The 22,747-nt window shown below is 68.2% G+C and carries 25 protein-coding genes and 1 tRNA gene; 11 read left to right on the top strand and 15 right to left on the bottom strand.

Going from position 1 to position 22,747, the window contains the following annotated elements; all coding sequences use genetic code 11:
• Positions 1-24 precede the first annotated feature (24 nt).
• Entirely contained in the window at positions 25-1,278 is a 1,254-nt protein-coding gene (locus tag ASE02_RS16540) for a UbiH/UbiF/VisC/COQ6 family ubiquinone biosynthesis hydroxylase (protein WP_056735638.1), read from the top strand.
• A gap of 91 nt (positions 1,279-1,369) precedes the next feature.
• Here ASE02_RS16540 and ASE02_RS16535 read toward each other — a convergent pair whose 3' ends face one another.
• The 4 genes from ASE02_RS16535 to ASE02_RS16520 form a co-directional block, all read right to left on the bottom strand.
• Positions 1,370-1,576, bottom strand: a complete 207-nt coding sequence (locus tag ASE02_RS16535) for a Trm112 family protein (protein ID WP_056735637.1) — start codon at positions 1,574-1,576, stop codon at positions 1,370-1,372.
• A 10-nt stretch (positions 1,577-1,586) separates the two neighbouring features.
• Positions 1,587-2,252 carry an LON peptidase substrate-binding domain-containing protein gene (locus ASE02_RS16530; protein WP_056735636.1) on the bottom strand — a complete coding sequence of 222 codons (666 nt, stop codon included), beginning with the start codon at positions 2,250-2,252 and terminating at the stop codon, positions 1,587-1,589.
• Between the two features lie 14 nt (positions 2,253-2,266).
• Positions 2,267-3,172 carry a co-chaperone YbbN gene (locus ASE02_RS16525; protein WP_056735635.1) on the bottom strand — a complete coding sequence of 302 codons (906 nt, stop codon included), beginning with the start codon at positions 3,170-3,172 and terminating at the stop codon, positions 2,267-2,269.
• 93 nt (positions 3,173-3,265) lie between these two features.
• On the bottom strand, positions 3,266-3,778 hold the full coding sequence (locus ASE02_RS16520; RefSeq protein WP_056735634.1) for a prolyl-tRNA synthetase associated domain-containing protein: 513 nt from the start codon (positions 3,776-3,778) through the stop codon (positions 3,266-3,268).
• Between the two features lie 111 nt (positions 3,779-3,889).
• Here ASE02_RS16520 and ASE02_RS16515 point away from each other — a divergent pair, with 111 nt between their 5' ends.
• Together ASE02_RS16515 and ASE02_RS16510 are read left to right on the top strand one after the other, a co-directional pair.
• Positions 3,890-4,633 carry a DUF6065 family protein gene (locus ASE02_RS16515; protein ID WP_056735633.1) on the top strand — a complete coding sequence of 248 codons (744 nt, stop codon included), beginning with the start codon at positions 3,890-3,892 and terminating at the stop codon, positions 4,631-4,633.
• Positions 4,634-4,713: 80 nt separating this feature from the next.
• A tRNA-Gly gene (locus ASE02_RS16510) sits at positions 4,714-4,788 on the top strand.
• A gap of 80 nt (positions 4,789-4,868) precedes the next feature.
• Here ASE02_RS16510 and ASE02_RS16505 read toward each other — a convergent pair.
• The 4 genes from ASE02_RS16505 to ASE02_RS16490 are packed head-to-tail and all read right to left on the bottom strand — an operon-like array spanning position 4,869 to position 9,186.
• Positions 4,869-5,654: an ABC transporter ATP-binding protein gene (locus ASE02_RS16505; protein ID WP_056735632.1), complete on the bottom strand. Its 786-nt coding sequence runs from the start codon at positions 5,652-5,654 to the stop codon at positions 4,869-4,871.
• A gap of 13 nt (positions 5,655-5,667) precedes the next feature.
• Positions 5,668-6,570 (bottom strand): nitrate ABC transporter permease, encoded by a 903-nt coding sequence (gene ntrB, locus ASE02_RS16500; protein WP_056735631.1) that lies wholly within the window; start codon positions 6,568-6,570, stop codon positions 5,668-5,670.
• A gap of 25 nt (positions 6,571-6,595) precedes the next feature.
• Complete coding sequence (locus ASE02_RS16495; protein ID WP_056735630.1) at positions 6,596-7,867, bottom strand: CmpA/NrtA family ABC transporter substrate-binding protein; 1,272 nt, start codon at positions 7,865-7,867, stop codon at positions 6,596-6,598.
• Between the two features lie 8 nt (positions 7,868-7,875).
• Positions 7,876-9,186, bottom strand: a complete 1,311-nt coding sequence (locus tag ASE02_RS16490; protein WP_235536725.1) for an alginate export family protein — start codon at positions 9,184-9,186, stop codon at positions 7,876-7,878.
• 654 nt (positions 9,187-9,840) lie between these two features.
• Between ASE02_RS16490 and ASE02_RS16480 the strand changes: the two genes are divergently transcribed.
• The 3 genes from ASE02_RS16480 (at position 9,841) to ASE02_RS16470 (ending at position 12,937) form a co-directional block, all read left to right on the top strand.
• Positions 9,841-10,173 carry a hypothetical protein gene (locus ASE02_RS16480; protein WP_056735627.1) on the top strand — a complete coding sequence of 111 codons (333 nt, stop codon included), beginning with the start codon at positions 9,841-9,843 and terminating at the stop codon, positions 10,171-10,173.
• The gene (locus ASE02_RS16475; protein WP_056735626.1) at positions 10,166-10,441 is read left to right on the top strand and encodes a hypothetical protein; all 276 of its coding nucleotides are present in this window, start codon (positions 10,166-10,168) and stop codon (positions 10,439-10,441) included. Before ASE02_RS16480 ends, ASE02_RS16475 begins: the two co-directional genes overlap by 8 nt.
• Positions 10,442-10,537: 96 nt before the next feature.
• On the top strand, positions 10,538-12,937 hold the full coding sequence (locus tag ASE02_RS16470; protein WP_082602156.1) for an EAL domain-containing protein: 2,400 nt from the start codon (positions 10,538-10,540) through the stop codon (positions 12,935-12,937).
• 48 nt (positions 12,938-12,985) lie between these two features.
• Here ASE02_RS16470 and ASE02_RS16465 read toward each other — a convergent pair whose 3' ends face one another.
• Together ASE02_RS16465 and ASE02_RS16460 are read right to left on the bottom strand one after the other, a co-directional pair.
• Complete coding sequence (locus tag ASE02_RS16465) at positions 12,986-13,567, bottom strand: hypothetical protein (RefSeq protein WP_156406093.1); 582 nt, start codon at positions 13,565-13,567, stop codon at positions 12,986-12,988.
• Positions 13,568-13,666: 99 nt separating this feature from the next.
• A complete protein-coding gene (locus tag ASE02_RS16460; RefSeq protein ID WP_056735623.1) occupies positions 13,667-14,296 on the bottom strand; it encodes a LysE family translocator in 630 nt (209 codons plus the stop codon).
• Between the two features lie 110 nt (positions 14,297-14,406).
• On the opposite strand from ASE02_RS16460, the gene ASE02_RS16455 reads away from it, so the two are divergent.
• A complete protein-coding gene (locus ASE02_RS16455; protein ID WP_056735622.1) occupies positions 14,407-15,177 on the top strand; it encodes a sulfite exporter TauE/SafE family protein in 771 nt (256 codons plus the stop codon).
• Here the strand turns inward: ASE02_RS16455 and ASE02_RS16450 are convergent.
• A complete protein-coding gene (locus ASE02_RS16450; protein WP_056735621.1) occupies positions 15,174-15,578 on the bottom strand; it encodes an MAPEG family protein in 405 nt (134 codons plus the stop codon). The genes ASE02_RS16455 and ASE02_RS16450 overlap by 4 nt on opposite strands.
• Before the next feature lie 130 nt (positions 15,579-15,708).
• On the opposite strand from ASE02_RS16450, the gene ASE02_RS16445 reads away from it, so the two are divergent.
• Positions 15,709-15,915, top strand: coding sequence for a KTSC domain-containing protein (locus ASE02_RS16445; protein WP_056735620.1), 207 nt, complete (start codon positions 15,709-15,711; stop codon positions 15,913-15,915).
• Between the two features lie 180 nt (positions 15,916-16,095).
• Here ASE02_RS16445 and ASE02_RS16440 read toward each other — a convergent pair whose 3' ends face one another.
• Complete coding sequence (locus ASE02_RS16440) at positions 16,096-17,331, bottom strand: argininosuccinate synthase (protein ID WP_056735619.1); 1,236 nt, start codon at positions 17,329-17,331, stop codon at positions 16,096-16,098.
• Positions 17,332-17,473: 142 nt separating this feature from the next.
• On the opposite strand from ASE02_RS16440, the gene ASE02_RS16435 reads away from it, so the two are divergent.
• Complete coding sequence (locus ASE02_RS16435; RefSeq protein WP_056735618.1) at positions 17,474-17,935, top strand: Lrp/AsnC family transcriptional regulator; 462 nt, start codon at positions 17,474-17,476, stop codon at positions 17,933-17,935.
• Between the two features lie 7 nt (positions 17,936-17,942).
• Here ASE02_RS16435 and ASE02_RS16430 read toward each other — a convergent pair whose 3' ends face one another.
• Positions 17,943-18,287, bottom strand: coding sequence for a hypothetical protein (locus ASE02_RS16430; protein WP_056735617.1), 345 nt, complete (start codon positions 18,285-18,287; stop codon positions 17,943-17,945).
• The gene (locus ASE02_RS16425; RefSeq protein WP_056735616.1) at positions 18,288-20,207 is read right to left on the bottom strand and encodes a potassium transporter Kup; all 1,920 of its coding nucleotides are present in this window, start codon (positions 20,205-20,207) and stop codon (positions 18,288-18,290) included.
• Between the two features lie 213 nt (positions 20,208-20,420).
• Between ASE02_RS16425 and ASE02_RS16420 the strand changes: the two genes are divergently transcribed.
• Positions 20,421-21,224 (top strand): SDR family oxidoreductase, encoded by an 804-nt coding sequence (locus tag ASE02_RS16420; protein WP_056735615.1) that lies wholly within the window; start codon positions 20,421-20,423, stop codon positions 21,222-21,224.
• A gap of 173 nt (positions 21,225-21,397) precedes the next feature.
• Here ASE02_RS16420 and ASE02_RS16415 read toward each other — a convergent pair whose 3' ends face one another.
• The gene (locus ASE02_RS16415; RefSeq protein ID WP_056735614.1) at positions 21,398-22,090 is read right to left on the bottom strand and encodes a MarC family protein; all 693 of its coding nucleotides are present in this window, start codon (positions 22,088-22,090) and stop codon (positions 21,398-21,400) included.
• A 102-nt stretch (positions 22,091-22,192) separates the two neighbouring features.
• Here ASE02_RS16415 and pyrF point away from each other — a divergent pair.
• A partial coding sequence (gene pyrF / locus ASE02_RS16410) for an orotidine-5'-phosphate decarboxylase (protein ID WP_156406097.1) occupies positions 22,193-22,747 on the top strand: 555 nt, incomplete at its 3' end.

Below are 22,747 nucleotides of genomic sequence, written 5' to 3'. Positions count from 1 at the left end.
CCCTTTCGTCGGCATATCCGCCCCATGGTTGAGACCTTCGATGCGGACGTGATCATCGCCGGCGCCGGCATGGCGGGCGTCACCCTGGCCCTGGCCCTGAAGAGCGCCGGACTGGAACCGCTGCTGATCGATCCGATCGTGTTCGACGCCCAGCTGGCGCCGACCTTCGACGGGCGTTCCTCGGCGATCGCCTTCGCCTCGTTCCGGCAGTGGCGGACCCTGGGCCTGGCGGCCGACATCGAGCCCCACGCCCAGCGGATCGAGCAGATCCTGGTCACCGACGGCAAGTCGCCGGGGGCCGCGGCCGGCAAACCCTCGCCGTTCTATCTGCGCTTTGATTCCGCCGAGATCGCCGACCGCTCCGAGGGTGAGCCGCTCGGCTACATGCTGGAGAACCGTCGCTCGCGCGCCGCGCTCGCCGCCGCCGTCCAGCGGGCGGGGATCAAGGTGTTGGCGCCGGCGCGGGTGGCTGGGGTCGTCTTCGACGCCCAGGCCGCGCGGGTGACGCTGGAGGACGGTCGCACCCTGAGCGCCCCGGTGGTGGTCGGCGCCGAGGGGCGCGGCTCGGTGGTGCGGCGAGAGGCCGGGATCGGCTCCACGGGCTGGGACTATCCGCAGACCGGCGTGGTGGCGACGGTGCGGCTGGCGCGCGGCCACGAGGGCGTCGCCCACGAATATTTCCTGCCGGGCGGTCCGTTCGCCATCCTGCCGCTCACCGAGGACCGGGCGAGCTTGGTCTGGACCGAAAGCCGGGCCAGGGGCGCGGCCTTGAAGGCCGCCAGCCCGCAAGCTTTCCACGCCCATCTGCAACGCCGGTTCGGCGAGTTCCTGGGAACCGCGACCCTCGACGGTCCAGTTTTCACCTATCCGCTGTCGCTGCAGCTGGCCGAGCGGCTGACCGCGCCGCGTGCGGTGCTGCTGGGCGACGCCGCCCACGGCATCCACCCGATCGCCGGCCAGGGGTTGAACCTGGGCCTGAAGGGCGCCGCGGCTCTGGCGCAGGTGCTGGTCGAGGCCGCGCGGCTGGGCGAGGATATCGGCTCGGAGCTGGTGCTGGAGCGTTACGCCCGCTGGCGGAACTTCGACAATGTGATGCTGGCGGCGGCGACCGACGTGTTCACGCGGCTGTTCTCGAACGACAACCCGGTGCTGCGGTTGGCGCGCGGGGTCGGCATGTCGGCGGTGAACAAGATCGGTCCGGCGCGGCGGTTCTTCATGGAAGACGCCGGCGGCGCGACCGGCGACCTGCCGCGGCTGCTGCGCGGCGAAGCGCTGTAGTCCTCGCTGCGTTCGCCCTCACCCCAACCCTCTCCCGGAGGGAGAGGGAGTATCGCGCCTAACCCTTCCTCTCCCGCAGGCGGGAGAAGAGCTAGTCCAGGGTTCGGGCTTCTTCGGGCAGCATGATCGGCACGCCGTCGCGGATCGGATAGGCGAGCTTGGCGCTCTTGCTGATCAGTTCGCCGGCCGCGCGGTCATAGGTCAGCGCGCCGTGGGTTACGGGGCAGACCAGCACCTCCAGCAGGCGGGGATCGACCTCGGCGGTCAGGGACAGCGGGGCGGGGGTCTCGGTGCTCATGGGCGCCTGTCTACTGGATCGAGTGCGGCTCGTCATCGTCGCCTTCGAGGCTGTCGATCTCGAGCAGGGCGGTGAGCGCGTCGCAACGGTCGGCCATGGTATGGGCTTCCAGCAGCGCCTGCTTCTCGGCCGGTTCGAACGGCAGGCCCATGGCCAGGCTGGTGACCAGGCTCTCCAGCGGCGCGGACTCGGCGGTCTCCCAGTCGATGTCCAGCTCGCGGCGGTTCAGATAGCGCTTCAGGGCGCCGGCGAACCGGCGGCGGTCGAAGGCCGGGATCTCGGCGGCCTCGACGCTCAGGTCGTCGGCGAAGGGCAGGAAGTTGGCGCGCACCTGGCGATAGGGCGTGGTCACCGACAGCTCCTCACCGACCAGGAAACGGCAGACCCCGGTCAGGGTGATCAGGTAGCGGCCGTCCGAGGTTTCCGAAAAGCTGGTGATCCGGCCGCAGCAGGCGACCCCGGTCAGGTTCGGGCGCGAGCGGTCGCCGCCGGCCCGGGTCTGCACCATGCCGATCATGCGGTCGCCGGCCATGACGTCGTCGATCATGTTCAGATACCGCGGCTCGAAGATCTGCAGCGGCAGGTCGCCCGTGGGCAGCAGCAGGGCGCCGTCCAGCGGGAAGACCGGGATCACCTGCGGCAGGTCTGAAGCGCGGCGAAAGACGGCGGCCGGCATGGCGCGGCCCTTCCTCATGAAAACAAAATGGAGGACAGGCGTCGTCGGCCCGTCCGGGTGACGTCAGAGCCCGCCCCGGCGGCCTCGAAGATGGTGATCAGCTGCTTGCGGGCGGCGTCTTCGTTCCAGGTCCGGTCGCGTTCGATGATCTTCAGCAGGTGGTCGGCGGCGGCGTCCCAGGCGCCTTGGGCGGCCAGGGCCTTGGCGATCTCGAAGCGGGCCTCGTGGTCCTCGGCGTCCTTGGCCAGGCGCTGTTCGAACTCGCCGGTCTCCTCGGGGGCTTCGTCGGCCAGGGCCAGGGCCGCGCGGACGCTGTCGAGGTCGGCGTCCTTGGCCCCTTGCGGCGCCATGTCGGCGATCTCGCGGGCCCGCTCGGCGTCGCCGCCGGTCAGGTAGCAGCGGGCCAGTCCGCCCAGGGCCTTCACGTTGTCAGGCTCGGCCTGCAGGACCTCGGCATAGGCCTGGGCCGCGCCGCCGACATCGCCGAGATCGAGGGATCCCTTGGCCTGGGCCAGCAGTTCGTCGGTGGCGTTGGCCGGGGCCTGACCGGCCATGCGGTCGACGAACTGCTTCACCTGGCTGTCGGGCAGCGCGCCCATGAAGCCGTCCACCGGGCGACCGCCGACAAAGGCGAACACCGCCGGGATCGACTGCACGCGCAGCTGGCCGGCGAATTGCGGGTTCTGGTCGATGTCGATCTTGACCAGCTTCACCTTGCCCTTGGCGGCCAGCACGGCCTTCTCGATCGACGGGCCCAGCTGGCGGCACGGGCCGCACCAGGGCGCCCAGAAGTCGACGATGACCGGCGTGTCCTTCGACGTTTCGATCACGTCGGCCAGGAAGCTGGCGTCCGTGCCGTCCTTGATCAGGTCGGCGGCGCTGGCGGCGGCGGTGGGCTGGGTTTCGCCGATCAGGCTCATGGTCTGGTTCCCAAGGGGGTCAATCGGGGCATAACGCGCCCGCGGGCTAAAATGGTCCCTTCCTGGCGCGGCTTCAACGGCGCTCGAAGGGGTTCAGGCGTCTTCGATCACCGCCATGGCCTCGAAATCGACCACCAAGGGGGTGATCGCCAGCGCCTGGAAGAACTTGGCGAAGCCGGCCTTCGACACGCCGGTGGTGGCGGTGTTGACCAGCGGGTGGAAATTCACCCGTTCGGCGTCGGCCAGGCGGCGGTCCAGCACGAAGGTCACGTTGCGCCCGCCGTCGTTGATCATGGCGAAGGCGGTGACCGAACCGGGCGTCACGCCCAGGGTTTGGGTCATCAGCTCGCCCGAGCCGAACGATAGCCGCGCCGAGCCGATCACGGTGTGCAGCCGCTTCAGGTCGATCTCGGTGTCGTCCTTGGCCGAGATCAGCCACAGGCGGCCCTTGGCGTCCTTCAGGAACAGGTTCTTGGTGTGGGCGCCGGGGATGGCGTCCTTGATCCCTTCGCCCTCGCCGACCCGGAACACCGCCTCGTGGTCGGTGGTCGCGTGGTCGATCCCATGGGCGTCGAAGAAGGCGATGAGGTCGGGGCGGGTCTGCATGATCGTTGCTTAGCCCAACTGAGGTTCCAGCGGCTAGCATCTGAAGGAGAGCTAGCCGCGGCCCGACACGGTGCGATAGAGCATTTGGAAAGAAACCAGTTGGAGGACCTCATGGAGCTCGAGTGCTATCCCACGGCCGAACGGCCGCCGGAGATCGTGCCGGGGCGCCCGCAACGCGCCTGGATGGACCGCTTCGCCGAGCGCCACCCCTATCGTTGCCTGCCGCTCAGCATGGCCAACACCACCGGGTGGGAAATTCTCTGTCCGATGGCGTTCACCGCCGAGTGGAACGGCGGGCTGCTGCAGAGCGACATCACGCTGACGCCGGACCGCCCGAACCCGGACTTCCATAATTTCGTGAAGACCCACTTCAGCCACGGGGTGGTGACTTTCCACCCGGGCTATCTGTTCAAGACCCCGCCGGGCTGGTCGCTGATCGCCCAGGGGCCGCCGAACCACATCAAGGACGGCATCCAGCCGCTGGCCGGCCTGGTCGAGACCGACTGGCTGCCCTTCCCCTTCACGATGAACTGGCTGTTCACGCGGCCGGGCAAGGTGCGATTCGAGAAAGGCGAGCCTTTCTGCTTCATCACCCTGACCCAGGACCGCCAGCTCACCGAGTTCCAACCGGTGATCCGCAGCATGGATCGCAACCCCGAACTGCGCGACCAGTACGACACCTGGGAGAAGCACCGCAGCGAATTCAACAAGCGAATCTTCCGCTTAGACCCCGAGGCGACCCGTGAGGCGTGGCAGCGCTACTACTTCCGCGGCGAGTTCCCGGAGGAGACCGGCGAGCCCCCGAAGGACCACGTGAACAAGCGCCGGCTAAAGACTCCACGATTTGGTGGATGAGGGTGTTGCCAAGTCGAAGACCCTCTGCCATAAGCCCGCTCTCGAATTTCGGCGGCCAAAACATCGGGTCGCTGAGGTACGCGGGCGTAGCTCAGTGGTAGAGCACAACCTTGCCAAGGTTGGGGTCGAGAGTTCGAATCTCTTCGCCCGCTCCAATTTCCCTTTCGGGGGAAGTTGAAGCGAATAAAGCGGTCCTTCGGGGCCGCTTTTTGCTTTCTGGCCCCAGGCGTTTCCGTCACGCCGCCTGCCGGGCGTAGAGGAACTCCAACACCGCGACGCGGGCGGCCAGATAGGTCGGGTCCGCGCTCAGCTCCAGCCGCTTGCGCGGACGCGGCAGGCTCACGGTCAGGACCTCGCCGATCGTCGCGGCCGGGCCGTTGGTCATCATCACGATGCGGTCCGAGAGCAACGCGGCCTCGTCCACGTCGTGGGTGATCATCAGCACGGTGTTCGCAAGCTTGGCGTGGATCTCCATGACGCTGTCCTGCAGGCGGGCGCGGGTGAGCGCGTCCAGGGCGCCGAACGGCTCGTCCAGCAGCAGCACCTTGGGCTGGATGGCGAGCGCGCGGGCGATGCCGACCCGCTGCTTCATGCCGCCGGAAATCTCGGAGGGGCGCTTGTCGGCGGCGTGGGTCATCTGGACGAGGGCCAGGTTCTCCATCGCCCATTCGTGGCGCTCGCGGCGCGATTTCTTGCTGGCGAAGACCTTGTCCACGGCCAACCGCACGTTCTCGTAGACCGAGAGCCAGGGCAGCAGCGAGTGGTTCTGGAACACCACGGCGCGGTCCGGGCCTGGCGCGTCGATGGCGGAGCGGTCGAGGATCACCGCCCCGGTGGTGATCGGTACGAGGCCCGCGACCACGTTGAGCAGGGTCGATTTTCCGCAGCCGGAGTGGCCGATGATCGAGACGAACTCGCCCTCGTCGATCTGCAGGTTCACGTTGGCCAGCACCTCATTGGCGCCGGTGCGGCCGGGGAAGGAGACGCCGAGCGCCTCGATGGAGAGGAAGGCCTTGGGCATGTGTCCGATCCTTCTAGGAAAGCGCCGAGCCGCGGCTGACCAGCCGACCCAGCAGGGCCACCGCGCGGTCCAGCGCGAAGCCCACCAGGCCGACCCAGATCAGGGCGACGACGATGTCGGAGATGCGGGACGAGTTGTATTGGTCCCAGATGAAGAAGCCGACCCCGACCCCGCCGAGCAGCATCTCGGAGGCGACGATGGCCAACCAGCTCATGCCGATCCCGATGCGCAGGCCGGTGAAGATGTAGGGCGTGGTGGCCGGCAGCAGGATCTTCCAGAAGTGCTCCAGCGGCGACAGGCTGAGCGTACGGCTGACGTTCACATAGTCGGCTGGCAGATTCCGCACGCCGACGGCGGTGTTGATGATGATCGGCCAGATCGAGGTGATGAAGATCACGAAAAGGGCCGAGGGCTGGGCCTCGCGGAAGGCCGCCAGCGAGATCGGCAGCCAGGCCAGGGGCGGCACCGTGCGCAGCACCTGGAACAACGGGTCGAGCCCCCGATGGGCCCACAGATTGGCGCCGACCAGCACGCCGAGCGCAATCCCGACGACGGCCGCCAGGCCAAAGCCGACGCCGACCCGGCTGAGGCTGGTGGTCACGTGCCAGAACAATCCCTTGTCGACCCCGCCGTTGTCGAAGAACGGGTCGAGGATCAGGTCCTTGGATTCCAGCCAGATCATGCTGGGAGCCGGCAGGCCGGCGCCGTCCCCGGCCAGAAGCTGCCAGAGCCCCAGCAGGACGAGCAGCATCGCCGCTGGCGGCAGGACTCCGGCGGCGGCGGCCTTGACGACTGCGAAGACGCGGGTCGCCCGCGACGGGCCCGGCGTGGGGCGCCGAGTGGCCGTCGCGGGCGTGAGGCTCGCCGGCGACTCGACTTCGCCGGCGATCTCAAACTTTTGCGCGGGCAGGCTCATGGGAGACTCCTTGCCTTGGATGGGGTCAGACCAGCTTCTTGATCGGCTGGCTCGCCAGGTAGGCGGCGGGGTTGGCGGGATCGAAGACCTTGCCGTCGAAGAACCTCTCGGGGCCGCGGCTGTCGGAAGCGGGCGCGGCGGCTCCGATCGACTTGGCCGCCGTGCGCCAGATGTCGGCGCGGTTCACCTTGGCGATCAGGGCGGTCTTGTTCAGCGACTGCGGCAGCACGCCCCAGCGCTGGTTCTCGGTCAGGAACCACAGGTCGTGCGACTTGAAGGGGAAGGAGGCGTTGTCGGCCCAGAACTTCATCACATGGCCCGAGCCCTTCAGCGCCCGGCCGTCGCCGTAGTTGATCGTCCCCTGCAGCCTCGGCAGGATGTCGCCGATCGGCACGTTGATGTACTGCCGCCCCGAGACGATCGAGCACATGGCCGGCTTGTTGGAAGGTTTGTCGCACCACATCTGGGCTTCCAGCACCGCCGCGGTGATCGCCTGGGCGGCGCGCGGATATTTCGCGACCCAGTCGGCCCGCATCCCCAGCGCCTTCTCCGGGTGGTTCATCCAGATCTCGGAGGTGAGGCAGGCGGTGTAGCCGACCTTCTGGTTCACCAGCTGGCCGTTCCAGGGCTCGCCGACGCAGAAGGCGTCCTGGGTGCCGGCCTTCATGTTGGCCACCATCTGCGGCGGCGGGATCACGATGGTGGAGACCTCGGTCTCCGGATTGATGCCGCCGGCCGCCAGCCAGTAGCGGATCCACAGATCGTGGGTCCCGCCCCGGAAGGTCATCGCCACCTTGGCGGTGTTCCCGGCCGCCTTGAGCTGGGCGAACTTGGCCTTGGCCCCGGCGCTGCTCAGGCCGACCTTCACCGCCTTCAGGTCGTTGCCGACCGAGATCGCCTGGCCGTTGGTGTTGAGCCGCGCCAGGATGTTCATCGGCACGGGCTTGCCGCCGCTGATGGCGCCGGTGGTCAGCAGGTAGGGCATGGGCGAGAGGATGTGCGCCCCGTCGATGCCGCCGCCGCCGGAGCCCAGCACCAGGTTGTCGCGGGTGGCCGCCCAGGAGGCCTGTTTCAGCACCTCGACGTCGGGCATGCCGTATTTGGCGAACAGGCCGCGCTCCTTGGCGATGATCAGCGGCGAGGCGTCGGTGAGCGCGATGAAGCCCAGCTTGGCCTTGGCGATCTCTGGGCCGGCCCCGGCTGCGAAGGCGCCGGACGGCAGGGCCGCCTTGGCGGCGACCAGGGTGGCGGCCGCGGCGGTGAGCGCCGTGCGGCGTGTCAGTGTCTTGTCGGTCATGGGATCGCTCACAGCTTGTATTCGAGGGTGAACCACACCTTGGTGCGGGAGGGCGGCGGCGCGGCCGAGCCCGGCGGGACGAAGGCCTCGCGTTCGAAGTCGGCGTACTTCACCGCCACCGAGAGCTTGGGGGTGATCGCCGCCTGGGCCTGGATGTCCCACTCGCGGCCGAGGTCGGCGCCCGTCCGCTGGGCGTCGAAATCGTGGTAGCGGACCAGGATGTCGGCGTTGAAGAAGTAGGCGGCGCGGAACCGCGGCTTGACGTTGAGGCTGAAGTTGAGGTCCTCGATCCCGTCAACGAAGCCCTTGTTCCCGCCCAGCGGCTGGACGAAGGCGTCCGACCAGCCCTGGAAGGCGTGGGTGGTGGCCAGCGGCGTGGTGAAGCCGCGCGTCCCGTTTCCCTCCAGCGATTCCCAGGAGACCTTGGCCGTGTAGATGTCGAAGGTCCCGGCCGCGTCAGCGCCCCAGTAGTCGAGGTCGTAGGCCGGGGTGTTTCCGCGATAGTCGCTCTGGACCGCGTAGGTGGCGTTGTAGGCGACCTGGAACAGTCCGACCCAGGTCTTGCCCGAGGCCTTGAGGCCCTTGGTGATCGAGGAATTGGCGGCCGAGTTCTGGAAGTCGAGCGCATAGACGAAGCCTTGCAACCGCAAGGCCTCGGCCGGCGACCAGGTGGCGTTGAGCAGGTGGCTGTCGCTATCCCAGTCCTTCATCTCGCCCAGGACGCGGTTGACGTGGGTCACGTAGGCGTAGGTCGCCTTGAAGCGGCCGAAGGCCAGGTCGGCGCGCGCCGCGTCGAAGGTCTGCTCGTCCTGGCGCCAGCCGACATTGCCGACGAAGCGCTGATCATCGATCAGGATCCGCTGGCGCCCCGCCGTCACCGCCAGCGCCGTGCTCGGCGTCCAGGTCAGCTGCAGCCGGTTGAGCTCGGTGACGTCGGGATCGTTGATGATCGGGTACCTGGCCTTGTCCGCCCCGTTCAGCGGCGGCGTGAGCGCGCCAGGCACGTTGACGGCGTAGTGCTCCGGGCCGATCTGGCGGACGTCCTCGAACTCGATCAGCCCCTTGAGGCCGCGCCAGTCCGCCGTCTCCCAGCCCAAACGGGTGCGGACGGTGAAGGCCTCGCCGTTCCGCGTCAGGACGGCGGTCTTCTTCTGATCGACGCCCTCGTAGCGGCCGCGGACCTCGAGCAGCAGCTTGCCGCCGGCGATAGCCTCGCTGAGCGTCGGCGGCGGGGCCGGCGGCGGGAGTTCCGGAGCCGGTTCGGGCTCCGGCTCCGCGACGGCTGCGATTGACTCGTTCACCGACGTTTCGGTCGCCACGGCCGTCTCCGCCGCGGGCTGGGCCTGCGCCAGCGCGCCCGTCCCCCAAGTCAGCGTCGCGGCCATCGCCGCCGACGCCAATAAGCCTCTGTCCATCGCGCTCTATCCCCCAGGCCAAAAAAAGACGTCCGCCGAGGGGTGAGCCTCGTGCGGACGTCATCGTCCTCGTCATCCGGAGCATCAGCGCTCCGGCGGTCCTCTCGGACCTGTCACGGAACGCCATTGCCCCGCGATGTCGCGATCAGGTCGGCATGGGCCTTCGGGCATCACAATCCTGAAATCCCCGATACCGCCGTTCCGTCGGCGTCGGGCGAGGTTTTGCCCATGCCCTGGGCGCCGATTATGCTGCGGCGCACAAGACGTGTGCGGCGCGAGGCCGTTGCGCCGCGCCCGGCGGCTAGGCTATAGGTCGCCCCGATGACCCTGGTTTCCGCCCTCTCCGGCCTGATGATCGCGCGCGACGCCGCGCGTCCGGCCGCCTGCGCGTCGAAAACCACCATGATTATTATGACCCCCACCTCCATAGCGGGGCGAACGCGCGCGACTTAAAACACCGCCGACGGATCGCAAGATCAGGAACCCCGCTCCCGAAAGGTAGCGGGGTTTTTTGTTGCGCGCCGTCGGTCCTCAAATCCGAAGAAGGACCTGACCACGATGCTCTCAGCCGAAACCCTTTCCGATTCCGCCTGCGGAGACCGCGCCAGCGCGGGCGACGCGGCGCGGCGGTTCGCCGCCGCCCTGGACGCCGAGGCCCTGCTGGACCAAACGGCGCGCCTGGAGGCCACCCTGGCGGCCGATGGGGGCCTGGAGGCGCTGTTCGCCCTGGAGCAGGCCCTGGACCTCGCCTGGCCGCGCCCTGTGCCCACCTGCGAGCTGATCTGGGCCACCGAGGCGGCGCAGTCGGCGCTCAAGCTGCGGGCCTATGACGAGGCCGGCCGCCTGCTGCTGGTCCGCGCCTATCCGGCGAAGGGGCTGAAACGTGGCTGACGGGGTCCTTCCGCCGGCCGGGCCGGCGCGCCGCACCTTCCTGATCGAGGCTCATCCGCGGGGCGACGCGGTCCTGCGCGTGCTGGGGCCGTTCGCCGTCCAGGGCGCGGACATCGTGACGATCGAGTCGGAGCAGACGCCTGCGCGTACCTCGATCCGGATCGAGGCGGCGGGCCTCGACGCGGGCGTGGCGCAACAATTGGCCCGGCGCCTGCGAGCCTTGCCGGTGGTGATCGGCGTCGGGCTGGGTTGGCGGGCCCTGGCCTGAGACGTCCTGCCTTATATTTCCCGGAGTGAGGCATTTCTTTACCGTGAGCCCCTAGAAGCTCGGCCAAAATCGTCTTTATGTCGGGCCATATTTATAGTGTTCAAAGTATTGACGTGCCTCGCTACAGAGCACGACCATCGACTTGTCCTTGTCGCCGGACTGGTTTGCTTCGGCGGGTGTTTCACAGCCTTCAAACTCTACTCCCGGATGCGGGACGCATCGACTCCCGGCGTGCGCGCAGCCTGGGTGTTGTTAACGGGGCTGGTGGCGGGGTGCTCGATCTGGGCGACCCACTTCATCGCCATGCTGTCCTATTCGACCGGGCTGAAGGCGGGTTTCCTGCCGACCGGCACCCTGGCTTCGCTGCTGATCGCCGGGGTTTTCATGGCCGGGGCGTTCGGCGCGGCGGCCTTTGCGCGCGGCGTGGCCGGCAAGATCGCCGGCGGCGTGCTGACCTGCCTCGGCGTCGCGGCGATGCACTACACCGGCATGTCGGCCTATGTGACCGAGGGGACCCTGCGCTGGGACCTGACCATGGTCGCCGCGTCGCTGATTATCGGACTGGCCTGCGGGGTGGGCGCCCTGTTCGCCGCCGACCAGGCCCGGACCCTGCGCCGCCAACTGATCGGCGCCCTGCTGCTGACGCTCGGCATCTGCGGCCTGCACTTCACTGGCATGGGGGCGATCACGGTCATTCCCGACGCCTCGATCCACGTCCCGGGCCAGCTGATGTCGTCGATGATGATGACCATCGCCGTGGCCCTGATCGTCAGCCTGATCATCCTGGGCGGCCTGGGCGCGATCCTGATCGAGGGCGGCGCCAACGCGCAGTCGATGGTCCGCACGCGCCGGCTGGCCGACGCCGCCTATGAAGGCATCGTCGTCACCCGCGCCGACGAGATCCAGGACGCGAACGCGGCCTTCTGCGCCTTGGCCGGCGCCGAGGTCGGCGATCTGGTCGGCCGGAAGCTGACCAGCGAGATCCTGACCTTCGACAACGCCGGCGGCGACGCCCTGAACGCCCGCCGCGAAGGCAAGCTGCGGCCCCGCGACGGCGGTCCCGACATCCCCATCGAGGTCTTCGGCCGCATGTTGGAGGCCGGCGGCGATCAGGGCGACCTGATGGTGCTGGCGATCCGCGACCTGCGCGAGCGCCGGTCGGCCGAGGAGAAGATCCGTTATCTCGCCGAGCACGACGGCCTGACGGGCCTGGCCAATCGCAATGTCATGCAGGCGCGCCTGAACCAGGCGCTCGGCCAGGTGAGCGCCGCCGGCGAGCAGTTGGCGGTGATCTGCATCGACCTCGACCACTTCAAGGAAGCCAACGACCTGCACGGCCACCTGGCCGGCGACGCCATCCTCACCGAGACTGCCCGGCGCCTGCAGCGCGCCGTCCAGGCGCCGTCCTTTGCCGCCCGGCTGGGCGGGGACGAGTTCGTGGTGGTGCAGATCGGCGGCGGGGCGCAGCCGGCCGCGGCGGCCGAGCTGTCGACCGCCCTGCTGGAGATCCTGACCGAACCGGTGAGCTACGCCGACCAGGAGCTGCGCGTGGGCGCCAGCCTGGGCGTCAGCCTCTATCCCGAGGACGGCGCGACCGGGGAGACGCTGCTGGCCAACGCCGACATGGCCCTCTACCGGGCCAAGGAAAGCGGCCGGGGCGTCTACCGGTTCTTCAAGCGCGAGATGGACGAGAACATCCGCGAGCGCCGCGCCCTGGCGCGGGAGCTGCGCACCGCCATCGACGCCGAGGAACTGGTGCTGCACTACCAGCCCCTGGCCCGGGCCGAGGACGGCGAGGTCTGCGGGTTCGAGGCCCTGGTCCGCTGGAACCATCCGGTGCGCGGCATGATCGCGCCGCTGGATTTCATCCCCATCGCCGAGGAGAGCGGCCTGATCCTGCCGCTGGGCGAATGGGTGCTGCGCCGCGCCTGCGCCGACGCCGTGACGTGGGACAAGCCGCTACGTATCGCGGTCAACCTGTCGCCGGTGCAGCTGCATCAGACGAACCTGGCGGCGATGGTGCACGAGGTCCTGCTGGAGAGCGGCCTGGCCCCGCGCCGGCTGGAGCTGGAAATCACCGAGAGCGCGCTGTTCAAGGACTATCAGCGGGCCCTGGATAATCTGCGGCGGCTGAAGGCGCTGGGCGTCCGCATAGCCATGGACGATTTCGGCACCGGATTCTCGTCGCTCTCGACCCTGCAGTCCTTCCCGTTCGACAAGATCAAGATCGACAAGAGCTTCGTGGAGAACATCCACCGCCATGACCGCGCCACGGCCATCGTGCGCGCGGTGCTGGGCCTGGGACGCAGCCTGGACATCCCGGTCACCGCCGAGGGCGTGGAGACCGCCGAGCAGCTGGAATTCCTGCGCAGCGAGGCCTGCGCCGAGGTGCAGGGCTACGCCATCGGCCGCCCCGCGCCGTTGAACACGCTGGGGGACTGGACGGAGGACGCCGCGCTCCTGCCCGCGCCGGCGCGCAAGACGTCGGCGGCGTAACACGGCAATTCCTCTCCCCGGCGCGGCGGGGAGAGGACCGCGCGGCGCTTACGGCGCCGGGCGCACGATCCGCGGGCCGAGGTTGGCGATCACCGCCCGGGCGTCGAAGGCGCGGACGTCGTCGGCGGGCTTGGCGCCGCGGCCCATGACGATCTCGGCGCTGGCCTCGTACTTGTCGACGGTGCGCACATCCATCCGGTCGGCCCAGAAGGGGCTGCCCCAGTAGGGGTCCCAGGTGCGCCAGCCGAAGCCGCCGCCGTAGTAGCGCCACGACGGGCGCCAGTAGCCGTAGCTGGGGCCGTACCAGGGGCTGTAGAGCGGGTCGCGTTCGACATAGGTGCGGCGGTCACGCTCGACATTGCGGTCGGCGATGGAGAACCAGTCGTAGCCTTCCTGCACGGTCAGCTCGGCGGCCCGGTAGAGCAGGTAGCCCTCGACCGTCTCGCGCGAGGTGAGGCTGTTGCCGGCGAAGTTCACCCGGAACCGGTTGGCTTCGACCCGTTGCTCGGAATAGCCGCCGGAGGTGGCTTGGCCCGGGATGTTCGGTTGATAGGGCGTTGCGGTGGCGCAAGCGCTGAGCAGGCCGGCGAGGGCGAGACTGGCGATAATGGCGGCGGTTTTACGTGACATGGCGTTTTGACCCGAAAGTCCTCGTCCCTCGAGGAGGCGTAATTTTACTAGAAACACATGGGCCTAATTATGGTTGCGCTTGTTAAGCTGCGCCAGGGGTCAGGCCTTGGTCGCCATCAGCACAGCCGCGCTGAGCAGAAGCAAGCCCACACAGATCGAGAAGCCCCGCCGGAACCGCGGCTGCGTCATCCGCGAGGCCAGGGCCGCGCCGCCCAGGCCGTAGGCGCTCATGGCCAGGATATCGAGGGTCAGGGTGGCGCAGGCGAAGGCCGCCAACTGGGCGGGAAGCGGCCGGCTGGGATCAAGGAACGGCGGCAGGACGGCGGTGAAGAACAAGATCGCCTTCGGATTGGCGATCTGCACGGTGAAGCCGTCGCGGAAGGCCGACTTGCCCTGCCTGAAGGCCCCATGGCCCGGCTCAGCGTCCTTCTGGAAGGCGCCCTTCAGCGATTTGAGCCCCAGCCAGGCGATGTAGGCGGCCCCGCCATAGGCCAGCAGGTGGAAGACCTGTGGGAAGGCCAGGATCAGGGCGCCGAGGCCCAGCGCCGCGGCGGCGAACCAGACCAGGGTGGCGCAGTTCATGCCGACCACCCCGACCAGGGCGGCGGCCTTGCCCTTCTGCGCGCCGGTGGCGATGGCGAACAGGTTGGCGGGGCCGGGCGTCACGGCCATCACCGCCATCACGCCCAGGAAGGCGGCGTATCGCGCGGGGTCGACCGGCAGGTCCATCGGGGCCTCGGATAGGAAGGGAAGTGTAGAAATGCTGACGCCGCCCTGAGGTAATCCCCATTGCCTCGGTGGGAAAGCTCTGCGACCTGCGAAACTGATCGGGAGGGACGATGGGTCCGGATTTCTGGCTGTTCGCCGCCGTAGGCTTCGCGGCCCAACTCGTCGATGGGGCGTTGGGCATGGCCTATGGCGTGGTCTCGACCACCGTCCTGCTGGCCAACGGCGTGCCGCCGGCCGCCGCCTCGGCCAGCGTGCACGCGGCCAAGGTGTTCACCGGCGCGGCCTCGGCCGCCTCCCATATCGCCCATCGCAATGTCGACTGGCGGCTGCTGGCGCTGTTGGCGGCCGGCGGGATGCTGGGCGGCGTGGCCGGGACCTATCTGCTGACCTCGGTGGACGGCGAGAAGATCAAGCCGTTCGTGGTGGTCTGGCTCGGCCTGATGGGACTGGTGATCCTCTATCGCGCCTGGAAGGGCGTGCGGCCCAAGCCGTTCTCCTGGAAGGGCCCGTTTCCGCTCGGCCTGGTCGGCGGCTTCTTCGACGCGGTTGGCGGCGGCGGCTGGGGCCCGGTGGTGACCTCGACCCTGCTGGGCTCGGGCGCCGACCCGCGCAAGGCGATCGGCACGACCAATGCGGCCGAGGCCTTCGTGGCGGCGGCGGTCTCGGCGGCCTTCCTGACGGCCCTGGTCACCGGCCATTGGGAGACCGAAGACCTCGCCCAGCACCTGTGGTCGGTGCTGGGTCTGATCGCCGGTGGCGTGGTGGCCGCCCCGGTCGCGGGCTGGATGACCAAGGTGCTGCCGATCCGGGCCTTGACCTGGATCGTCGGCCTGGTGGTCACCGGCCTGGCGATCTGGCAGGCGCTGGTTCTCTTCGGCTAGGCGCCGACGGTCGCCAGCGTCCACACGATCTTGCCGAGCGCGCCGAACAGCAGAATGGCCGTGGCGGCGAGCTGAATCATGAAGCCGGCTTCGCGCTTCTTGGGATCGGCCACATAGCCCAGGGCGTAGATGATCCGCCCGACGATCCAGACGACGCCCAGGCCGGCGGCGAACAGGTCGTTCCAGTAGATGGCGAACAGCCACAGGCCGGCCAGGAAGATCGGCAGCCATTCCAGGGTGTTGTAGTGGACGCGGATGTGCCGCTCGAGGATCGGGTCGCCGGTCATGGCCGGGGCGGCGACGCCGCAGGCGGCCCGGGCCCTGCCGACCCTGACGCCCATCCAGACATAGACGAGAAGCGCGGCGATGGTGACCAGCGCCACATAGCTGTGCGGTTGCATGAATTTCCCCCAGAAATCGTCGGCGGTCGCACCGCCGTTCTGGTCGAGCTTGGCATGCGTCGGGCCGCCGGGGAACCGAATGCGGTCTCTCGCGCGTTTTAGCGCGGACACGGAACGTTGGAGCCCCGCAATGCAGGTCCAGTCCGAAGCCATCCGCGACATCGACTACGACGAAAAACGCTCAAAGCTGTTCGTCACGTTCCACGACGGCGATCTGTACGTCTATGTCGGGGTCCCGGGCGAGGTGCACCGGAGTTTCCTGGACGCGGATTCGAAAGGCAGCTTCTTCGCCTACGAGATCCGCGACCAGTATCCGTACAACAAGGTGGCCGGCTGACGTCGCCGCGAGGCCGTCGCTATCCTCTCCGTTCGTCATGGCCGGCCGTTTGTGCCGGCCACCCATAAACGCCGGCCGCGGAGATTTTCCGGAGAGCGTCGCGTCTATGGGTCGCCGGGACGGGCCCGGCGATGACGAGATTGGATTGGGTGGGGCGGGCGCCGCCCCACCGTTCTCCGACTATTTCACCCGCTGATCGCGCTTGGCGGCGACGCGCAGGCGCAGGGCGTTGAGCTTGATGAAGCCGGCGGCGTCGCGGTGGTCGTAGGTGACCTTGCCTTCCTCGAAGGTGACCAGATCCTGGTCGTACAGCGAGTAGGGGCTGGTGCGGCCGATGATCGAGACGTTGCCCTTGTAGAGCTTCACCCGGACCTGGCCGGTGACCATGGCTTGGCTGTGGTCGATGGCGGCCTGCAGCATCTCGCGCTCGGGGGCGAACCAGAAGCCGTTATAGACCAGCGATGCGTACTTCGGCATCAGCTCGTCCTTCAGGTGCATCGAGCCGCGGTCGAGGGTGATGCTCTCGATGCCGCGGTGGGCGGCCAGCAGGATGGTGCCGCCGGGGGTCTCGTAGACGCCGCGCGACTTCATGCCGACGAAGCGGTTCTCGACCAGGTCCAGGCGGCCGACGCCGTTGTCGTGGCCCAGCTGGTTCAGCTTGGTCAGCAGGGTGGCCGGGCTCATCTTGACGCCGTCGATGGCGACGGGGTCGCCCTTCTCGAAGTCCATGGTGAAGACGGTCGGGGTGTCCGGCGCGTCCTCGGGCGAGATGGTGCGCATGTGGACGAACTCGGGGGCCTCGACCGCCGGGTCTTCCAGCACCTTACCCTCGGACGAGGAGTGCAGCAGGTTGGCGTCGACGCTGAACGGGGCCTCGCCGCGCTTGTCCTTGGTGATCTGGATCTGGTGCTTCTCGGCGAACTCCAGCAGGGCCTCGCGGCTCTTGAAGTCCCACTCGCGCCAGGGGGCGATCACGTGGATGTCGGGCTCCAGCGCGTAGTAGCCGAGCTCGAAGCGGACCTGGTCGTTGCCCTTGCCGGTCGCGCCGTGGCTGACGGCGTCGGCGCCGGTCAGGCGGGCGATCTCGATCTGGCGCTTGGCGATCAGCGGCCGGGCGATCGAGGTGCCGAGCAGGTACTGGCCCTCATAGACGGTGTTGGCGCGGAACATCGGGAACACGAAATCGCGCACGAACTCTTCGCGCACGTCCTCGATGAAGATGTTCTCCGGCTTCACGCCGGCGGCCAGCGCCTTGGCGCGCGCCGGTTCGATCTCTTCGCCTTGGCCGAGGTCGGCGGTGAAGGTCACGACCTCCGCTCCGTACTCGGTCTGCAGCCACTTCAGGATGATCGAGGTGTCGAGACCGCCCGAATAGGCGAGGACGACTTTCTTGATGGGGGGCGAGGTCGTGTTCATGCGCGGCACCCTAAGCCAAAATCAAATTCGAGGTCGGCAGACTAAGCCAAGATCAAAACAATTGGATTGCAAAGACACCAACAATGCGTGCGATGTTGGCATCAGATATCAACGCAGCTCTATCCAGGGGCGCCAGGCGCCAATGAAACTCGACGCGATCGACCGGCGTATCCTTCGCGCCCTGCAGCGCGACGGCCGCATGCAGAATATCGAACTTGCCCGCGAGGTGGGACTCTCTCCCTCGCCCTGCCTGCGCAGGGTTCGCCTGCTGGAGGAGGCGGGCGTCATCGAGCGTTACGTGGCGGTGCTGGACGGCGCCAAGCTCGGGGTCGGCCTGACGGTGTTCGCGCGGGTCTGGTTCAAGACTCAGGACGCCGAGGTCACCCAGCAGTTCGCCGAGGCCGTCAGGCGGTTCCCAGAGGTGATGGAGTGCTACCTGACCACCGGCGAGTGCGACGCCCTGCTGCGCATCGTGACGGCGGACCTCAACAGCTACTGGCGGTTCCAGGCCGACCACCTGACCCGCATCCCCAGCGTTCAGAGCGTCAAGACCGACGTGCCCATGGAGACCGTCAAGCGCAGCTACGAGATCCCGCTGCCTTGAGCGCGCGCTAGGACTTCAGGGCGCCTTCGGCGTCCAGCGTCGCCAGGGCGCCCTTCAGCCATTGCAGGTGCACCATGGCGATGACGGCGGCCAGGGTGGCGCGCAGGCCAAAGAAGATGACGTCGTAGCTGAGCTGCGTCTGGTGACGGTGGCCCCACAGCAGCGCCATGCCGGCGGCGAAGGCCAGCACGATCGGCAGCGGCAGGGCGACGTTGCGCGACAGCCGCCAGGCGCCCATCACCGGCACCCGCGTCTCGGGCTCCATTCGCATCCAGGCGGTGCGGGTGGCCGAGGCCATGATCGAGAGCGACAGGATCCAGAGGACGTCGGCGGCGATGCTGAGAATGGTCATCTAGACGGTCACCTGCGTGCCCAGCTCGACCACGCGGCCGGGCGGGATCTTGTAGAAGTCGGTGGGATTGGCGGCGTTCTTCATCAGGAAGATGAAAATCTTGTCCTGCCACAGCGGCATCCCCGACTGGGCCGAGGGCACGATGGAGCGCCTGCCGAGGAAGAAGCTGGTGGCCATGATGTCGAACTTCAGCCCGAGCTTGCGGCAGAGGCCCAGGCCCTTGGGGATGTTCGGGCTCTCCATGAAGCCGTACGAGATGTAGACGATCTTGAAGTCGTCATTGACCGGCTCGATGCGGATGCGGTCGTTCTCGCGCACCCGCGGGGTCTCGGCGGTCAGCACGGTCAGGATGATGTTCTTCTCGTGCAGCACCTTGTTGTGCTTGAGATTATGCATCAGCGCGACCGGGGCCATCGTCGGGTCGGAGGTCAGGAAGATCGCCGTGCCGGGCGCCCGGTGCGGGGCGCGGGCCTTGAGGATCTCCGACAGCTCGACCAGCGGCACGGAGTCGCGACGGGTCTTGTCCGACAGGATCTGGGCGCCGCGCGTCCAGGTCCACATGATCAGCACCAGCATCGCGCCCATCACCAGCGGCAGCCAGGCGCCGTCCGGGATCTTCAGCAGGTTCGAGCCGATGAACACCAGGTCGAGCGAGCCGAAGGCGGCGGCGGCGGCGGCGGCCTGCCAGGTCGGGCGCTTCCACATGTACTTGATGATCACGAAGAACAGCAGGGTGTCGACGAACATCGCGCCGGTGACGGCGATGCCGTAGGCCGCCGCCAGGGCCGAGGAGTTCTGGAAGGTGAACAGCAGCACCAGCACGCCGATCATCAGGTAGGTGTTCACCTGCGGCACGAAGATCTGCCCGGCCTGGGTCTCGGAGGTGCGGCGGATGTCGATGCGCGGCAGCAGGCCAAGCTGCACCGCCTGCTGGGTCATCGAGAAGGCGCCGGTGATGACCGCCTGGCTGGCGATCACGGTGGAGATGGTCGCCAGCACCAGCACCGGCCAGTAGGCGATTTCCGGCACCATTTCCCAGAACGGATTGAAGCGGGCCTCGGGGTGGGCCAGCACATTGGCGCCTTGGCCCAGATAGCTGATCGCCAGGCAGGGCAGGGCGAAGAACAGCCAGGAGGCCTGGATGGGCTTCTTTCCAAAGTGCCCCATGTCCGCATAGAGCGCCTCGGCCCCGGTCACCGCCAGGAAGACGCTGCCGAGGATGACGAAACCGACCAGGCCGTCGGCGAGCAGGAAGCGCACGCCGAACCAGGGGTTCAGGGCCCGCATCACCGACCAGTCGTCGGCGATGTGCAGGGCGCCCAGGCCGCCGAGCGTCAGGAACCACAGCGCCATGATCGGGCCGAACAGGGCGGCCATCTTATGGGTGCCGCGCGCCTGGACCATGAACAGCGCCACCAGCACGCCGGCGGCGATGGGGACCAGATAGGGTTCGATGCCGCGGCCGATGCCAGGCGCGTCCTTCATGCCCTCGACCGCCGAGAGCACGGAGATGGCGGGGGTGATGATGCCGTCGCCGTAGAACAGCGCCGCCCCGACCACGCCGAGGAAGAAGACCGTCGTCGAGCGCTTGGGCAGATGGCGTTGGGCCAGGGCCATCAGGGCCAGGGTCCCGCCCTCGCCCTTGTTGTCGGCCCGCATCAGGAAGACGACGTACTTGATGGTGACGATCAGGATCAGCGCCCAGATCACCAGCGAGACCACGCCCAGCACCGCCAGTTCGCTGGCGCCGCCGGAGCGCGAATGGTGCAGAGCTTCCTTCATCGCGTAGAGCGGACTGGTGCCGATATCGCCGAAGACGACGCCGATCGCCCCCAGGGCGAGGGCGCGGAAGCTCTCTTGTTTATGAGCGGAGTGAGACTCCTCCGTCGCCTCCTGGGCGACGCCGGCTGTTTCAGCCATTCAAAGTCTCCGGGAACATGCGGACAGACGCTCCCCTAGGCGGCCCGAGTGCCGCAGCGGCGGGCGCGATACACCCAATCTGGCGAGCGTACAATCGCGACGTCTCCACGTCACGCTGACGCTGAAGGTCGCAGAGCCTCCAGATGACAGCGGCGGCTTGACCTTCCGCCGGCTTTGGCCACCTTCGGCGTGTTGCGAACCGAAGGGGCCGGAATGGACCGCAGATTGGCGCTGGTGACGGGGGCTTCGGCCGGGATCGGCGCGGCGTTCGCGCGGATCTACGCTAGTCACGGCTACGACGTGGCCCTCACCGCGCGGCGGACCGACCGGCTGGAGAAGCTGGCCGAGGAAATTTCGCTGCGCCACGGGGTCGAGACCCTGATCTTCGCCGCCGACCTGGCCGACCCGGAAGCGCCGGGCTTGATCCTCGACCATCTGACCGCCCACGGCCGGGGGGTCGACGCCCTGATCAACAATGCGGGATACGGCGTGCCGGGCGGTTTTCTGGAGTCGTCGTGGGAAACCCATGCGGCGTTCCTGCGGGTGATGCTGACCGCGCCGACCGAGTTGGCCTATCGCGTGCTGCCCCGGATGATCGAGCGGCGGTTCGGCCGGATCGTCAATGTCGCCTCGCTGGCCGGGCTGATCCCCGGTTCGGCCGGGGCGACGCTCTACGGGGCGACCAAGAGCTATCTGGTGAAGTTCTCGCAGAGTCTGCACCTGGAGAACCAGGGGAGCGGCGTGCACGTCAGCGCGCTGGCGCCCGGCTTCACCTATTCGGAATTCCACGACGTCAACGACACCCGCGAGCAGATCAGCCGCGGGGCGCCCGAATGGCTGTGGCTCGGGGCCGACGAGGTCGCCGCCGCCGGCTATGAGGCCGCCGAAGCCAACCGCTCGATCTGCGTGCCCGGCGCGCCGAACAAGGCCATCGCCGCCACGGCGAAACTGATCCCCGACGAATGGGCCTTGGCGCTCATGGCCTCGCAGGGGCCGAGGTTCCGCGGGAAGGTCTAGGGCCTGCAATAGTGTCATCCCGGAAGACGCGCAGCGGCTGTCCGGGACCCATGAACACCTGATTGTGCATGCTGTGGCGGGGCCTTGCCTTCATTCGAGGACGCGGCGCGAATGGGTCCCGGTCTTGCTTCGCAAACCGGGATGACACCCGTGCGGTTGGCTCGGCGTCGCCCCTACTTCGCGTAGGGGGCGGCGGCTTCGCGCAGGATGACGCCGGCGGTGGACTCGGCGATCCCGGCCAGGATGAACTGCACCGCCAAGGCGCAGAGGATCAGGCCCAGCACCCGCACCACGATGGTCAGGCCGATCCGACCGAGCAGCTTGGTGATGATCGGCGTCGCCCAGAAGCAGAGCATGGTGGCCAGGGCCAGGGCGGCGATCACCGCCACGCCGACCGCGGCGCCGGCCAGGCCGAAGCGCTTGGCTTCGCTGGCGTAGATGACCACGGTGGAGATCGCGCCCGGCCCGATCAGCAGCGGCATGGCGAAGGGCACGATCATCCGCTCGAACCGGCGGCGCGCATTGGCGCGGCCTTCGATCGGCGGCCCGGCCTCGTCGGCGGCGTTGGCGAAGGTGGCGGTGAAGTCGTCGCGGGCCATCTCCAGGCCCAGCAGGAACAGGATCACCCCGCCGGCGATGCGGAAGGCCGGCAGCGAGATGCCGAAGAAGGCCAGCAGCGACAGGCCCGAGAAGTAGAAGAAGGTCAGGAAGCCCAGCACGAACAGCGCGATATAGACCGCGATCAGCCGGCTATCCTTGCTCTTCACGCCGTTGGTGGCCGCCGCGAACAGCGGCACGTTCCCGATCGGATCGATCAGGGCGAACAGCGCGACGAAAAAGTTGACGGCGAAGTCCCACTGGCTCATTCAGCGGTCTTAGCCCAATTCGAAGCGCCAGCCGACCTCTCGCAAGGGGCCGTCCGCGCGCCTGCCTGAAAGGATTTCGCCATGGCTCTCGCGCAAGCCGCCGTGCTGACCGATCCGCGCCTGATCGTGCCGCTGGACGTGCCCACCCTCGCGGAGGCTCGCGCCATGGTCGAGGCGATCGGCGACGGGGCCAGTTTCTACAAGGTCGGGCTGGAGCTGTTCGCCACCGGCGAGGGCATGACGCTGGCCCGCGAACTGAAGGCCCAGGGCAAGCAGGTGTTCCTCGATTGGAAGCTGCACGACATCGGCACCACGGTGCAGCGCGCCGCCAGCGTGCTGGCCGACGTGGGCTGCGATTTCCTGACGGTCCATGCCGAGCCGCAGGTGCTGGCCGCCGCCGTGCGCGGCAAAGGGCGCTCGAACCTGAAGATCCTGGGCGTCACCGTGCTGACCAGCCTGAACGACGCCGACCTGATCGAGATGGGGTTCTCCGAGACCGCCCGCTCGCTGGTCGAGCGCCGCATCCACCACGCCATCGCGGCCGGCGCGGACGGGGTGATCGCCAGCCCGCATGAGGCGGCCTTGGCCCGGTCCATCGGCGGCAAGGACTTCCTGGTGGTGACGCCGGGCGTACGCCCCGACTGGTCGGCCAAGAAC

Source organism: Phenylobacterium sp. Root700, from assembly GCF_001429025.1.
Taxonomy (GTDB): Bacteria; Pseudomonadota; Alphaproteobacteria; order Caulobacterales; family Caulobacteraceae; genus Phenylobacterium.
Note: the sequence above shows the minus strand (reverse complement) of the source record. Positions and strands in the feature narration are given on the sequence as shown.